General features: G+C 30.7%; 14 protein-coding genes. 8 read left to right on the top strand and 6 right to left on the bottom strand.

The features are described from left to right. Positions 1 to 32: 32 nt before the first annotated feature. The 3 genes from ACREVU_RS12835 to ACREVU_RS12825 form a co-directional block, all read right to left on the bottom strand. A complete protein-coding gene (locus ACREVU_RS12835; RefSeq protein ID WP_431551994.1) occupies positions 33 to 758 on the bottom strand; it encodes a type 1 glutamine amidotransferase in 726 nt (241 codons plus the stop codon). Positions 759 to 796: 38 nt separating this feature from the next. Beyond that, entirely contained in the window at positions 797 to 2,155 is a 1,359-nt protein-coding gene (locus tag ACREVU_RS12830; RefSeq protein WP_431551993.1) for a MurT ligase domain-containing protein, read from the bottom strand. Positions 2,156 to 2,276: 121 nt separating this feature from the next. Then, the gene (locus ACREVU_RS12825; protein ID WP_431551992.1) at positions 2,277 to 3,485 is read right to left on the bottom strand and encodes a CapA family protein; all 1,209 of its coding nucleotides are present in this window, start codon (positions 3,483 to 3,485) and stop codon (positions 2,277 to 2,279) included. 210 nt (positions 3,486 to 3,695) lie between these two features. Here ACREVU_RS12825 and ACREVU_RS12820 point away from each other — a divergent pair, with 210 nt between their 5' ends. The 6 genes from ACREVU_RS12820 to ACREVU_RS12795 all read left to right on the top strand — a co-directional run bounded on the left by ACREVU_RS12820 (position 3,696) and on the right by ACREVU_RS12795 (position 11,084). After that, entirely contained in the window at positions 3,696 to 4,553 is an 858-nt protein-coding gene (locus ACREVU_RS12820) for a DMT family transporter (RefSeq protein WP_431551991.1), read from the top strand. 485 nt (positions 4,554 to 5,038) lie between these two features. Next, positions 5,039 to 6,616 carry a phosphoenolpyruvate carboxykinase (ATP) gene (gene pckA, locus ACREVU_RS12815; RefSeq protein ID WP_431551990.1) on the top strand — a complete coding sequence of 526 codons (1,578 nt, stop codon included), beginning with the start codon at positions 5,039 to 5,041 and terminating at the stop codon, positions 6,614 to 6,616. 210 nt (positions 6,617 to 6,826) lie between these two features. Next, positions 6,827 to 7,939, top strand: a complete 1,113-nt coding sequence (locus ACREVU_RS12810) for a hypothetical protein (RefSeq protein WP_431551989.1) — start codon at positions 6,827 to 6,829, stop codon at positions 7,937 to 7,939. A gap of 100 nt (positions 7,940 to 8,039) precedes the next feature. Further along, on the top strand, positions 8,040 to 8,867 hold the full coding sequence (locus ACREVU_RS12805; protein WP_431551988.1) for an undecaprenyl-diphosphate phosphatase: 828 nt from the start codon (positions 8,040 to 8,042) through the stop codon (positions 8,865 to 8,867). A gap of 252 nt (positions 8,868 to 9,119) precedes the next feature. Beyond that, complete coding sequence (locus ACREVU_RS12800; RefSeq protein WP_431551987.1) at positions 9,120 to 10,217, top strand: 6-phosphofructokinase; 1,098 nt, start codon at positions 9,120 to 9,122, stop codon at positions 10,215 to 10,217. Between the two features lie 84 nt (positions 10,218 to 10,301). Then, complete coding sequence (locus tag ACREVU_RS12795) at positions 10,302 to 11,084, top strand: serine hydrolase (RefSeq protein WP_431551986.1); 783 nt, start codon at positions 10,302 to 10,304, stop codon at positions 11,082 to 11,084. A gap of 56 nt (positions 11,085 to 11,140) precedes the next feature. Here the strand turns inward: ACREVU_RS12795 and ACREVU_RS12790 are convergent, their stop codons facing one another. Then, positions 11,141 to 12,019, bottom strand: a complete 879-nt coding sequence (locus ACREVU_RS12790) for a ComEC/Rec2 family competence protein (RefSeq protein WP_431551985.1) — start codon at positions 12,017 to 12,019, stop codon at positions 11,141 to 11,143. Positions 12,020 to 12,355: 336 nt separating this feature from the next. On the opposite strand from ACREVU_RS12790, the gene ACREVU_RS12785 reads away from it, so the two are divergent. Beyond that, on the top strand, positions 12,356 to 13,084 hold the full coding sequence (locus ACREVU_RS12785; protein ID WP_431551984.1) for a lysophospholipid acyltransferase family protein: 729 nt from the start codon (positions 12,356 to 12,358) through the stop codon (positions 13,082 to 13,084). A gap of 57 nt (positions 13,085 to 13,141) precedes the next feature. Here ACREVU_RS12785 and ACREVU_RS12780 read toward each other — a convergent pair whose 3' ends face one another. Next, entirely contained in the window at positions 13,142 to 14,578 is a 1,437-nt protein-coding gene (locus ACREVU_RS12780) for an NADP-dependent glyceraldehyde-3-phosphate dehydrogenase (protein WP_431551983.1), read from the bottom strand. A 169-nt stretch (positions 14,579 to 14,747) separates the two neighbouring features. Further along, positions 14,748 to 15,014: a hypothetical protein gene (locus tag ACREVU_RS12775; RefSeq protein ID WP_431551982.1), complete on the bottom strand. Its 267-nt coding sequence runs from the start codon at positions 15,012 to 15,014 to the stop codon at positions 14,748 to 14,750. A gap of 71 nt (positions 15,015 to 15,085) precedes the next feature. On the opposite strand from ACREVU_RS12775, the gene ACREVU_RS12770 reads away from it, so the two are divergent. Next, a complete protein-coding gene (locus ACREVU_RS12770; protein ID WP_431551981.1) occupies positions 15,086 to 15,556 on the top strand; it encodes a hypothetical protein in 471 nt (156 codons plus the stop codon). Positions 15,557 to 15,790: the final 234 nt, after the last annotated feature.

Below are 15,790 nucleotides of genomic sequence, written 5' to 3'. Positions count from 1 at the left end.
TGCATTAGTAGTAATATATACTTTTTTATTTTTTATTTAGAAGTTTCTCTATTAATTATGAATTCCTTAGCTTTAATTTCTAAACTATCATCAAGGGTTGTTAAAGCTACCTCATTATATTTATTGTTTAAGGCTAGTGAGAGTATCCTATCTGCAAGCTCAGGATTTTTAGATAAAAGAGACCCATGAAAATAGGTACAGAAAGTATTTTTATAAACACAACCCTCATAACCATCTTCTCCGTTGTTACCATATCCAGCTAGAACTTTTCCAAGTGGTTTTAAACCATTTATATAAGTCCTGCCAGAATGATTTTCAAAGCCTACATAGGTTTCATCAAAAGCTTCATTATGAATAACTGTGTTGCCTATGAAACGTTTATCTCCACCTTCTGTGTAAATATCTAAAATACCAAGACCCTCAAGTTTTTCACCCTCGGGGGTGGTATAATATTTCCCAAGCAATTGATATCCTCCACAAATGGCTAAAAATACTTTTCCACTTTGAATATAGTTGTCTATGGCAGATTTTTTGAATTCTATTAAGTCTGGGGAAACTATTGCCTGCTCATAATCTTGTCCCCCACCAAAGAAAACAATATCATAATCTTCCTCATTAAAAATATCCCCCATGGATACATTAACGATACTTACTTTTATATCTCGGGATTCAGCTCTGTGTTTCAATATTAAAATATTTCCTACATCACCATATACATTAAGTAGATCAGGATATAAATGACAGATATTAATTTCCATATTACTCACCTTCTAATTATATTTTGTTTGTTATAATGTTACCAAATTTTATCTATATACCCTTTAGCATGTAAAAACTTTCTTAAGTTTATCATAGCTGTATAGGTAGCTAGTACATAAACTATTTTTCCATCACAAGCTTTAATTTCATTAAGTAATGATTCGTCGTCTTTGCACAGGAGGAAGGAATCTGGTTTAAAGCCTGCTACTTTAAGCCTTATTGCCATATCGTAAAGACGTATTCCAGAAATCATAATCTTGTTGATATTAAGAGAAGTTAAACGTTCAAAATTAACATCCCAAATCCACGAAACATCTTTTCCATCTGCGTAATTATCATTTAAAAGAAGAGACAAATTAATTTTTCTTTTGTCGAGATTAATAGTATTTACAGCTTCATCATAGCCCGCAGGATTTTTAACTAATATTATTTTAACCTCGATGCCTTCAATATTTAATGTCTCTTGTCTACCAAAGCTACTAGCTACGGTTTTAAGTGATTGCTCTATAGTATTGTCTGAAATGTCTAGCACCTTAGCTACAGAGTATGCGCAGAGAGCATTGTAAATGTTGTAAGTACCTGGCTGGTTTATGTAGTACTCCTTATTATTAATGTGAACCGTGGAGCCACTTGTGGAAAGTTCAACAACTTTATCTATAGAATATGTAAGAGCTGGTCTTTTATATCCACATTTACTGCAGTAGAAATCACCTAGATGATTATAGGTAATAAAATTATATTTATAAGGAGCCTTGCATACGGTGCAAAACTTAGCATCTGCATTTATGTCTACAATTTTGTTGTCATTAACCTTAGTACCAAATCCATAGTATATTATAGGGTTTGGTAGGTTTGTGTTTCCAAGTAGTGATTCATCACCGTTGAGAATAAGAGTGGAAGATGGGCTCTTTTCAACACCTTCTATTATCTTCTTTAGAGTTGTGTATACCTCGCCGTATCTGTCTAGTTGGTCTCTAAATAGATTGGTAATAGTAATGATTTTTGGAGATATATAATCGGTTATAAACTTAACATTGGCCTCGTCCACTTCTATAACAGCAATCTTTCTTTGCGTTGATTTTTTAAAAGAATAATTGGAAATAAAACAGGCGACTATTCCTGTATACATATTTGCACCAGTATTATTAGTAATTACTGGTTTGTTACTAGCTTTTATGATGCTATAAATCATGCTTGTTGTGGTGGTTTTCCCATTTGTACCTGTTATAAGTATGACATCATAATTATTAGCTATGGTTTTCAAAATATCTTTATCAAACTTTAAGGCAATTTTGCCGGGAAAATTGGTGCCACCTTTAAATAAGACCTTTGATAATTTCATAATAAACTTCGAAGCGAGTATACTGAGCAATGACTGAATTTTAATTTCTAACACATCCTTTAATTGTACTTAGGCATATGAGTATTATTAATTTGCAATATTACATTTACCTATTACTGTTTAATTGTTACTATTAGTAATAATTAAAATTAACATTATAATTAAATTGTTATATTTAATTATTGACATTTATATAGAAAAACTTATCACTTATTTTAAAACCTGAATTTTGTGAAAGTCTATTTAAGGTACTTAGGGTGGTTATCTTAGCATCACCCTTAAGAGGAGTTGGGCGATAGTCATTTTTATAATCCACGGAAGATATACTGCAAGGAATAGCCCTTACACCTATAGCTGTTAACTTATTATTTGTGAATTTTAAATTACTTTGAAAAATAAAAGTAGTCTTATCTTTGGGATTAGAATTTCCACCAAAGCAGAAATTTCCCAAACTATAGGCGATAATCCTATTTTTATATTGTTCAATGCCTTGAATTACATGTGGGTGATGACCTAGTATTATGTCTGCACCATTGTCAATTGCAAAGTGTGCAACCTGTTTTTGAGCATCAATAGGATAATGCTGATTTTCATTTCCCCAGTGAAAATTTATTATCACAACTGAGTTAGTCTTTTTTAACTGCGCAATATCTTTCTTTACACCATTAAGAAAACTTTGCTCTGTGGACCAACCTCTATAGCCCAAAAATCCAAAGGAATGATCTTTAATTTTTGGAGTCCATTTTGAGCCTTCTCCAAAGTAGTTCACCTTTTCATTTTGGAGGGCAAGCTTAGTATCTTTAAACCCCTTTTCCTTATAGTCATAAATATGGTTATTAGAAAGATTCACTCCCTCAATAGAGCCTAGGGTTAAACTTTTAGCAAAATCACTGGGGGCCTTGAAGTTAAATTGTTTTTCTGCTTTATCAGTTGAATCCGTAAAGGTTGTTTCTAAATTGGCAATTGTAATGTCGTCGCTACTGAAAATACTATATACATTTTCAAAATAATAAGAGAAATCCTTGTTAGAATTTGATACTATAGCAGGAAGACTGCTAGCGTAATCGAAATTAGTATCAGTTCCTATAGTACAGTCTCCCACAGCAGATAAAAGCACCTCTGTGTTTTTTATCGCAGTAGATGTCTCTACTGGCTTAGATTTATCTATTCCCACAGAATTAGCAGGCATATCTTTGCTATTAGAAGTCATTTTCAAAGAAGTAGATTTTTCTTCTTTAGATATATTATTTTCACTAAGCTTTTTTAATGAAAATGAAATAGCTTTAACGGCAACTGTGGTTAAAATTATACAACAAAATAGTAGTAAAGAGATATTTTTTATTGCTTTATTTCTGTTAATTATTCTTAAACGTGATCTTTTCAAACAATACCCTCCCTCTATCATGTTTAAAACAATAAATAAAATTATATTAAGTCAATATAATTTTATAACATAGTTGCATAAATGTCTAACATATTAATTTAAATGGTGATTAAATATTCTAGCTTTTTACCAGTGCATTTGGTAAAATTAATTTGATGGACTCTTATGATGTTTACATTATATTATTAGAGGACCGAAAGGTGTGTTATTTTGAAAAAAGGATATATTTATTCAATTCTTTCTGCTATCTTATTTGGAAGTGCAGGGCTTTTTGTAAAACTAGCTTTTGTGGGGGGAATTGATTCCATAAGTTTATTAACCTTACAATATATTATAGCCGTACCATTAATGTTTGTATTTATGTTTCTTTTTAAAAAAGAAGCATTTACGGTTACAAAAGTTCAACTATTAAGATTGGGGGTGCTGGGCGCCATTGGAAATACATTTATGACAGTGTTTTATTATATATCTTTTAACTATTTGCCAATTCAAATGGTGGCTATATTATTATACACTTATCCCTTAATGGTATTTATATACTCAGCTGTGTTTAAAAGTGAATCACTGAGTTATAAAAAAATATTTGCTGTATTTTTAGCATTTTTTGGTTGTATATTAACTTTGGATATATTATTTGGAAACTTTAAATATTCACTTAAGGGAGTAATATTTGCCTTAATTTGTGCAATGTTTTATGCCTTTATGAATATTTATAGTGAAGAAAAATTGCAAGGACTTGCACCGTTAACTATTAACGCATATGCTACTTTTTTTTCATTAATATGCCTTATGATTTATAAGTTCCCTCTATTTATTTTTAGAGGGGAGGTAACTGCCAAGTTATTTGGATATACAACTATACTTGCACTGTTTTGCGAAATAATCCCTTTAACATTATTATATGCAGCTATAAAGCAGATAGGCTCACTAAAGGTATCAATAATAGGAAATCTTGAAATACCAACGGCTATGCTTCTATCATTTTTTATTTTACATGAGAAGATTGGAAATATGCAAATAATTGGAACTTGTTTGGTAATATATGCAATATATAGTATAAGAAAATAGTTTGTCTAACAAGAATAAACATAATTTTTAATGAAATATATATTAAACTAAATTCGTTTAGTTTAATATATATTTTTTTGTGAATTTTAAAAATTCAGAACATTCATTTAACAAAGAAAAAATAAATGTTTTAAATTGGGAAAAATCCTGAAAACAAAAGTTAATAATGTCATATTTATTAACAATATACTTGATATTAAAGGGTGCAGAGCATTAATAGTCCATCTAACAAATATAAGATATGTTACTGTATCATATAAGGCAAAAGCATATGCTATAACAAGTATAATTTATCATAATGAATGAACACATTCATAAGAATATTAAAATATAGTTTGAGTAATTCTTTTCTTGCATTTTGTTGTTAAAATGTTGTAATATGTTAGTATAGTAACACAAATAAATGTAACAAAAATAAATGTAACAAAAATAAATGAACACAGTTATGATGGTGCAACAATAAGATAATAATCGGGGGTAATATTGTGGAATATTTACAAAATTTAAATTATTTAAATATAAAAACATCAAAGAAAATATACAGGAATTTACCTGTATCTGATTTAGTAAGCTTTGCATTGCAAAAGGGAGAAGGTACACTAACAGAATCAGGAGCATTGGCTGTAAATACAGGTAAATATACAGGAAGGTCTCCTAAGGATAGATTTATTGTTTCGCAGGAAAGTATTGTGAAATTAATTAATTGGGGAGACGTAAATTTACCCATTGAAGAGAAAATATTTGATAATTTATATAGTAAGGTGGCTAAATATTTAAGTGATAAAGATATATTTGTTTTTGATGGTTATGTTGGGGCTATGGAAGAATATAGCCTTCCCGTTAGAGTGGTAAATGAGCTTGCTTCAGAGGCATTACTATCCAATCAACTATTAAGAAGGACAGATAAACCTACAGTAGAGGACCATAATGTTGATTTTACAGTTATTGCAGCTCCAGGATTTAAGGCAAAGGGAGAAATTGACGGAGTGAATTCTGAAGCTTTTGTTATAATAAATTTTGATAAGAAAATTGTGTTAATAGGTGGAACTCAATATGGTGGAGAAATTAAAAAATCTATTTTTTCAATAATGAATTTTTTACTTCCTCTAAAAGGAGTATTCCCAATGCATTGTTCTGCTAATATAGGCGAAAATGGTGAGACAGCAGTATTCTTTGGCCTTTCAGGTACTGGGAAGACTACATTATCAGCAGATCCAGACAGAAAGCTTATTGGTGATGATGAACATGGTTGGTGTGATAGTGGGGTCTTTAATTTTGAAGGTGGGTGTTATGCTAAAACTATAAAGCTAGATAAAGATAAAGAAAGTGAAATTTATGGCGCTTTAAAATTCGGATCACTTCTTGAAAATGTTGTGCTTGATGAGGATAAGATACCTGACTATGATGATGGTAGCTTAACAGAAAATACAAGAGGTGCATATCCATTAGAATATATTCCAAATGCACAGTTAAGTGGAATTGGTGGAAACCCAAGTACTATAATATTTTTAACAGCAGATGCGTTTGGAGTTATTCCGCCAATATCAAAACTGTCTAAGGAAGCTGCCATGTATCATTTTATGTCAGGATATACAAGTAAGCTTGCGGGTACAGAACGTGGAATTACAGAACCATTAGCTACATTTTCAGCTTGTTTTGGAGAACCTTTTATGATGATGAGGCCATCAGTTTATGCAAAACTTTTAGGTGAGAGAATAGATAAACATGATACTGAGGTATTTTTAGTAAACACAGGTTGGAGCGGTGGTGGATATGGTGTAGGGTCAAGAATGAAACTTTCTTATACAAGAGCTATGGTAAAAGCTGCTCTTGAAGGTAAGCTTAAGGATACTCAATATACACAGCATCCAATATTTAAAGTGGGAATTCCGGTGGCGGTGCCAAATGTTCCTTCTGAGATATTAAATCCAGAAAATACATGGGAAAATAAAGAGATGTATAATTTAAAAGCTAAAGAATTAGCTGCTAAATTTCATGCAAACTTCAGTAAATTTAAAGGAGTTTCAGAATGTGTAAAAAAGGCTGGTCCTATAAGTAATTAATCTAATAAAGTGACGGCTAAAATTTATAGGCTCCCCTTGGAGAAACAGATCAAATAATTAAAATCTGTTACTAGAAAGGGGAGCATTTTTATGTAAATTTTGCTTTATATATGATATACTCATTAATAAATGTGTATTTACTTCAGGACATGTAGTGGTTCATAACAGTTATATAATCAAGAGATACAAAAATATAAACGAGGAGGTATTATGAGAAAAAATAGCATTCAATTTAGGAATATATTTTTTGTTGTTATAGCAGTAGCCTTAATTTTTTTGATTTTTAAAGCTAAATACGGTTTTAATACTAGCGACGAAAGTATTAAAATTACTAAGTGGGAAAATTTTTATACTGGAGATAATATTCATTTTTATTATTTGAGCCCTGAGAATGAAAACATATTAAAAGTTAAAGAAACCTACAAACTCCAGAAACTTGTAGAACCAAAAGCTGATGGACTTGAAAATTCAATGAAAATTATGAAATTTCTTAACGAAAATGTAAAAGCTGGAAGTACCGCTATGACTAGTGATAAAAATGCTTTAGAAATAATGAAAATAGCTTTTGACGGAACTAAATTATCAGATAGTGATTATGCCATTATGTATGAGGAATGTTTAGCTTCCATTGGAATTAATGTGCGTAGAGGCATATTACGAAGTGCTGATAAAAAGATTAGTGGAAAATCTTACTTTAATGTATGTGAAATATGGAGTGATAAATATAATAAGTGGGTAATGATAGATGGTGTCAATGGATGCTATATGACCGAAGGTGATATTCCCTTAGGTGCAGTTGAAATAGTAGACAAGGGAATACAAAAGGTTAAAATTAACGGTGTGAAAAATAGCAGCAAATATATTAGAGACATGTCAAGCTACTATCAAAGCTATAGTATATCTGTGGATAATAATAAATATGGGGAGTTAAAAAGTAATTCCAAACTTACATTTTTGAAAAGTAAAAAGCTTCCTATATTAGAAACAAAAGAAGGGTTTATTCAACCTACAATCTTTGTTAATAATCCACAAGTATTTAAGCAGTCACCAAAAAAACAATATGTAAATAGTGACACGGAGAAGATTCCCACTTTAATATTTGCAAAGAGAGACCTTAAAAATGACACAGAAGAAATAGAAAATTTTACAGTTGGGGCATTTATGAATAGTTATATGCTGTCAAATTACTTTATAAGTGTTAATGGAGGCGACTATATAAAGGTAGATACTTATTTGGATTTAGAAATTGTTGGTGGGACAAATTCTATTAAATTATCACAAGATGGTAAAACCTTAGATAGGGAGGTGATAATAGAGAAATAAACATTTTAACAATAAGGTATAATTCTAATTATACTCGTTCTTTAATATAGTATAATGAAAAAAGATTTTATAAATTAATGCTATAAGGAGCGGGTATTACATGAATTTGAACATTATATTAATATTTAAAGCTATAATAATAGCTATAGTAGAGGGAGTAACAGAGTTTATTCCTATTTCCTCTACTGGACATATGATTATTGTGGGAAATGCTATTAATTTTAAAAGTGCATTTGCAAATAGCTTTGAAGTAATCATTCAATTAGGCGCAATTCTTGCAATTATAGTTTTGTATTGGAATAAAATATGGACATCAGTTGTGGAATTTTTCCAGGCAAAACCATCAGGGATTAAGTTTTGGACTAATATTATAGTGGCATTTATACCAGCTGCAATATTAGGGTTTATTCTAAGTGATAAAATCGATGAATATCTTTTTAATCCAGGTGCTGTAGCTTTGGCATTAGTAGTTGGTGGAGTTCTTATGCTTATTATAGAGAAGAAGTTTAGGCATTTGGATAGAACAAAAAATGTAGAACAAATAACTATTAAACAATCAATAAAAATAGGAGTTTTTCAATGCTTTGCACTATGGCCAGGGATGTCTAGGTCGGCATCTACTATAATGGGAGGTTGGGTTAGTGGGGTATCTACAGTTGCTGCAACGGAGTTTTCTTTCTTTTTAGCAATACCAACTATGGTTGGGGCTACAGCCTTAACACTATTTAAAAGTGGAATGAGTTTTAGTAGTGGGGAAATTCTTACTTTGGTTATTGGCTTTATAACAGCCTTTTTAGTTGCATTAATTGTGGTTGAAAAATTTGTTAATTATCTAAAAAATAAACCTATGAAAATTTTTGCTATATATAGGATAATAGTAGGTATAATATTGTTAGGACTAATTAAATTTGCTAATATCTCCATATAAACATTATTTTTTTTGATTTAGTGTATAATCTGAGCTAATATGTTGTGTTAATCCTTAATGTGATATACAACATATTAGAAATATGCAACATTTAGCCCTTTTATAGATTATATTATTTTATATTATGATGTTTTTTTTATTTGTGTTATGCTATTTGTGAAAAGTTGAGAATATTTCATTAATAGGAGTGTATCATTTATATTTACTACATTAGGGTGTATAATGAGTCAAATAGAGTTTGGGGGAATGTGTATGGGACAGCAAATTAAAAAAATAGGAGTATTAACTGGTGGGGGAGATTGTCCAGGCCTCAATGCAGTAATTAGAGCAGTTACACGTAATGCAATTTTAAATTATGGTTATGAAGTAATTGGTTATAGATTTGGATATAGAGGGCTATATAAGAATGAAACAATGCCGCTAACGTTGGAAACGGTATCAGGAATTCAACATAAAGGCGGAACAATATTATATTCTTCTAACAAAGATAATTTATTTGATTACACTGTTGAAGAAGATGGTATTGAAGTTAAAAGGGATGTATCAGATGTAGCAATAGAAAACATGAGAAAAGAAGGTGTGGATGCACTAATTGTTATTGGTGGAGATGGTACACTTACAAGTGCTAGGGATTTTGGCAGAAGAGGTGTTAAGGTAATAGGGGTTCCAAAGACTATAGATAATGACTTAGCATCTACAGATTTTACTTTTGGATTTAATACTGCCGTGGGAGTAGCAACAGAGGCTCTTGATAGACTTCATACTACAGCTGAGTCACATCATAGGATAATGATACTAGAAGTAATGGGAAGAAATGCAGGTTGGATAGCATTAGAATCTGGAGTTTCAGGATCAGCAGATGTAATTTTAATACCTGAAATAGATTTTGATATTAATAAGATTGTTGAAAAAATAGAAGAACGTGAAAGAGAAGGTAAGTTATTTAGTATTATTGTTGTTGCAGAGGGTGCGAAACCAATAGGTGGAGATGTTGTAGTTAGTAAAATAGTAACAGACAGTCCAGACCCAATAAGACTAGGTGGAATAGGCAACAAATTAGCTTATGATCTAGAAGGTCTTGTAGAAAATCATGAAATTAGATGTACGGTTCTTGGTCATATTCAAAGAGGTGGTATCACATCATCTTTTGATAGGATGCTTTCTACTAGGTATGGGGTAGCAGCTGTGGATTTGATTGATGCAGGAAAATTTGGAAATATGGTTTGTCTTACAGGAAATAAAATATCTTATGCACATTTAGAAAATGTTATAGGAGATACTAAAAATGTAAATCCTAACGGAGAATTAGTTAAAGTAGCTAGGGCCATTGGAATTTCATTTGGTGATTAATAGACCACTTTTGCATGACATTAAAATATGGTAGATAACTATTAATGATTCTTATCTACCTAATATGAAAGTCAGGAGGATATTATGAAAGTAATAAAAAAATACTTAGAGACTAGAGAAGGTAACTACAGTTTTTATTTTGAAGAAATAAATAGTGGGTATCTTTATGGAGTTAATGAAAACAAAGGAATGGTTTCAGCTGGATGCATAAAATTACCACTAGCCATTGCGCTACTTAAAGAAGTGGAAAATGGAAAAATAGAATTGCAATCAAAAATTAAAATAGAAGCAGGGGATAGGACTCAGGGCTCAAATGGAATAATACATGAATTTTCAGCTAGTGAATATTCAATTCGTGATTTATTAATAGCCATGCTAATACAAAGTGATAATACGGCAGCAAATAAAATTATCGATATCTTAAGTCTTAAGCGAATAGATGAATTGTTCAAAGATATGGGACTTAAAAGCACAAATTTGAAAAGGATTACAACAGACATTAAATTAGAACAGGAAGAATTAGAAAATACTACTTCTACTTTTGATTTAAGCAAGTGCTTTAAGTTATTATATCTAAAGCAATATTTAAATGAAGAAAATAGTAATTTGATTTTAAATATATTAAAAAAACAGCAGGCTACAAATAAAATACCTTTTTACATTCCCAGAAATGTTCAAGAGAGTGTTGCAAACAAAGGTGGTAGCCTTGAAAATGTTGAAAATGATGCAGCCTTAATTATGATTCCAAAAGGAAATTTTATTTTTACAGTAATGGCCAGCAATTTACCTAACAATGTTTATGGAATAACTACCATATCTAGAGTGGGAAAAATGGTATGGGACATCATAGACAAAGATTGGAGATAATTATGGTTATGTATGTAGAGGCAAGTTAAATGATAAAACTAGGTAATCTAGTTTTTTTATTTTGCTCCATATCTAGTTGTATTTGTGCCGTTGCTTATTAGGATGATATCTTTATCTAAATCAGTTCTATAGATCATGCAATTTAATTTTTCAAGTTGATCTAGTGTTTCTCTATTTGGGTGACCATAACTGTTATAGGCTCCACAGGATATTACCGCGATTTTCGGGGAGACTTTATTTAAAAAATCTTGCGATGTTGATGTATTGCTACCGTGATGAGCCACTTTAAGCACATCAGCACTTATATCATAATTTTTAGCTAAAATCTCATCCTCACTTAGTTTTTGTATATCACCTGTGAATAGGTAAGTTGAATTCTTGTAAGATACTCTTATTGTGCAGGAGTAATTATTAGTATCTTTGTAAATTGTTTTATTAGGTGATAGCATGATACAGGTGGTATTGGGACCTAAATCTAAAGTTATATTAGGTTTAGTTATTTTTATTTTAAGCTCTTTGCTTTTTAAAGCTATGATCATTTCTTTAAAAGCCTCTGAGGTAGAGGTAACTTTGGGTGCGAAGAATTCGCCTATTTTAAAGGTTTTAATTACACTAGCCATACCGCCTATGTGATCGTCATGGGGATGGGTTTCAATTACATAGTCAAGTTTTGTAACATTATTTCTTTTTAAGTACCTAATTACTTTTAATTTTGAATCACCTGTACCACTATCGATTAATAAATTTTTATTATTTACTTGAATGAGGATACAATCACCCTGTCCTACATCAATAAAATGTGTGACCATATTATTTTGAAGGCTTATGTTAGTTTTTATGCTAGGTTTATAAATTACTATTATACCTACACCCAAAGTTATAATAGCTAAGAAAATGCAAATTGTGGTATATGTTATCCAGGTTTTCTTTGGCATACGATTAATCTCCTAGTGAATATTTAAAATTATATAAGTGATTTTAACCAGTTATATAGAAAAATATCAATATTTGAAAAAAAAGCGGATATTTATTTATGTTTAGATATTAACTTAAGGAAAAGTTTGTAGTAGAGCTTATTAACTAGTATAATAAATTGTGATGATTTAGTATTAAATCATCATCTGCGATGCTGCAATATTAACAACTTTGGAAGCAGATTTAGAATGCCACCAAAGTAATCTTCTAGGCTAGGCAACTTCCACTTATAGAAGATGGCAGACTTGAAGCTTCCAAAATGTTGTTAAAATGATATATGAGAAAGGGACAGATATATGAAAACCGTATATTTTTATTTTCGTCTTATTATTAATCTAATTGGGACGGGCTTTAAGGAAATAAAGCTAAATAGTTTTAAAAAACATAAAACTAAAGAAGAGGCAGAAGAGTATGTGACTCAGGTGGCTTTAAAATGGTCCAATTTCGTACTTAGGATTGCAGATTTAAATTTGACCGTGATAGGAAGAGAAAATATACCAAATGAACCTTGTGTGTTTGTGGGAAACCACCAAAGTAATTTTGATATACCATCTATATTAGCTAATACCAATAGACTCACTGGCGCAGTTGCTAAAAAAGAAATGGAAAAAATACCAGTCATGAGCTATTGGATGAGGCAAATTCATTGTGTATTTATGGACAGAGAAAATCCGAGAGAGGCTTTGAAGGCAATTGCTGAAGGTGTTGAAAATTTAAAAAATGGTTATTCTATGATTATTTTTCCAGAAGGGACTAGAAGTAGAAGCAATACTATGGGAGAATTCAAAAAAGGTAGTATGAGGCTAGCAATAAAGGCAGGAGTTCCAATTGTACCTATAACATTTTATGATACTCATAAAGCAATGGAGGGTAATAATGGAAAAGTTAGAAAGGCAAATGCTAAGCTTATAATTGATAAGCCTATATATATGAATAATATGTCAAAGGAAGAAAAAGCAGAGATTTCAGAAACCGTAAAAAATATAATCCAGACAAATTTAGAAAAAGAAAATAAAAATAAGTAAATATAGAAGCAGTTAAAGTAGTACCGAGGTGATGATTTAACTGCTTCTTTTATCATGTTATGGATTTATTAGTAAAACTGTGGCTTTTGATCTAGTCATAGCCTCAATACTATATTTTATACCTTGAGTGCCCATACCAGAGGATTTTGTTCCAGAGAAAGGAAAATGGTCAGGCCCTCTTTCAGGCTTATTGTTAATTTGAACTGTACCTACATCTAATTGATTAGCAATATTGAAGGCATCATCTATATTTTTAGTATATACAGAAGTCTGAAGACCATATTCAGATCCGTTAGCAATGAGTATAGCTTCTTCGATATTTTTAACTCTAATCACTGGCAGTACTGGCCCAAAGGGTTCTTCCCAGGCTAGCCGCATGTCTGTAGTTACGTTATCAAATAAGGTTGGGTATATTAGATTATTGATTCGCTTATTTCCATATAATAGTGTGGCACCTTTATGCAAAGCATCATCTATAAGTTCTTGAACATAGTCTGCAGCATTATTATCTATAAGTGGAGTTACTTCGCAATCATCTTGTGGAGCACCTACTTTTAATAATTTTATATTTTTCATTAACTGGGCAATGAGGTTGTCTGCAACCTCATTAATAACTAGAACTCTTTTAACTGCAGTACATCGTTGCCCTGAATAGCTAAAGGCACCAGCAACAATATCTTTACCAGCATTTTCAATATCTGCATCACAGAGTACTATAGCGGCATCTTTGCCACCAAGCTCCATAATCATAGGCACCATACCGGCAATTACAGCTATATGTTTTCCTACTTCTGTACTTCCAGTAAAATTAATAAAATTGATATCCTTGTGGGTTACTAAATAATCACCTATTTCAGAGCCTTTACCTGTTATTGTGTTTAAAACTCCATTTGGAACTCCGGCTTCATGAAAAATTGCGGCCAGATGGAGTGCACTAATAGCTCCCTTAGTGGAGGGCTTTAAAATTACACTATTTCCACCAATAAGGGCTGGGGCTATTTTAGATGCAGAAAGATTAATGGGGTAGTTAAAAGGCGAAATTGCGAGGACAACACCTACTGGCACTTTGGTGACAAAGGATATTTTGTTTTTCTTAAAACCAGGAAAATTATCTGCACCTATAGTTTCGCCTTCTAAATTTTTACCAGCATCTGCAGTAAATCTAATAAAATCTGCGGTCCTTTTTATCTCAGCATCGCAAGAGTGTTTATCTTTAGCAATTTCCTTTTGCATGATGACTGATAAGTAATCAACATTTTCATCAAGTAGGGCAGCACATTTATGTAAAATTGATGCACGAGAGCTAATTGCCATGTTTGCCCATTCCTTTTGAGAGGCCTTTGAATTTGCAATAACTAAATTAGCTTCATCTTTACTCATAGCAGGGATGCTACCTACTAAACTGTTGTCTACAGGAGAAAAAATATCTATAGTATTAGTTGATGTAACCCAATCTCCATTAAATAAGTTTTTGTATATTTTATCTTCGCACATACTATGGAACAATATAAAACACCTCACTTTAAGATTGTTATGCTAGGTAGGATGAAATGAATAACAAGTATAAACTTGCTATTTATTTGTTTGTACCTCATTATAGTATTAACGAAAGATAAATATATTATTGATTATATTAATTATATATTAGCTGGGGAAGTAATAATCAATCGTGTCTTTTAGTCAAAAAATCTTGAATTATAGATATTTTAGATTGAAGTAATTTATTTTTACTTTCTAGTTTTAATATATTATTTTTGGATTCAATATTTTTATTTTTTAGAATTTTTATAGTTTCCTGTAAAGACTTGTTTATGTCAATTTTTTCACTGATAATTGGATCGTATAATTTGTTTAATGTGGAATGTTTATCAATTAAAAATTTCGTATCATTATAAAATTCCATTAGATATGATTTGACTTTTTTACACATATATTTTAAATTGGAAAAGATCCAGTCTATAAACTTATTCATTTATAATCACCTCGATTATATTCTACCTAATGAATACTAGGAAAGGCAAGGTAAAATTAATGGATAAAAATGGTAATGACTATTATTTAGAGAAAATTAAAAATAAAACTATTAAGCTAGATCAAAAGAAGAGTCAATATGAAGTAGAAATAATGCAGCAAAACAATTTATTAGAACATAATAATTATGCTATGCAAAACTTGAATAGTGAAAATGATGTATTATCTGATGAGTATAATAGTTTAATAAGATTACTTCATGAACAAGGAATAATTTTTGAAATGATTTTTTATAAATATACTCCTCATCAGTGGGAAAATTTATTTATAATAAAAAACTCTAAAGGGTATGAAATTCAAACTAAATCGGGTAGTGTTTTAAGGATGCTAGATGAAAAGTTTTCAAAGATTATAGAAGATATAGACAAAAAAGATGCCTATAGTTTAATTGTAATAAGAGTTACAGACAAAACTGCTTTGGTTCAGCTAAGATTTAACTGAACCAAAGTATATATTATGCGTATTGCAATACGACTAATGCATTATACGTAATATATACTTTTTTTTGAGTGTAAGAGTATTTGATATTTATTTTAATATAATAAAAAGATTAGACCACAAAAACTTGTGTTTTATCCGTTAGGATATTGGGCTATTCCAATTTTAACTTGTTTAACTTGAATATATTGTAAAATAACAGAAAAATAGCAATAAAAAATTTATTTAGGGCGTCAG

Origin of the sequence: Clostridium sp. (assembly GCF_050717535.1) — a bacterium.
Lineage (GTDB): Bacteria > Bacillota > Clostridia > Clostridiales > Clostridiaceae > Clostridium_AD.
This window is presented reverse-complemented; position numbering and strand designations above follow the sequence as displayed.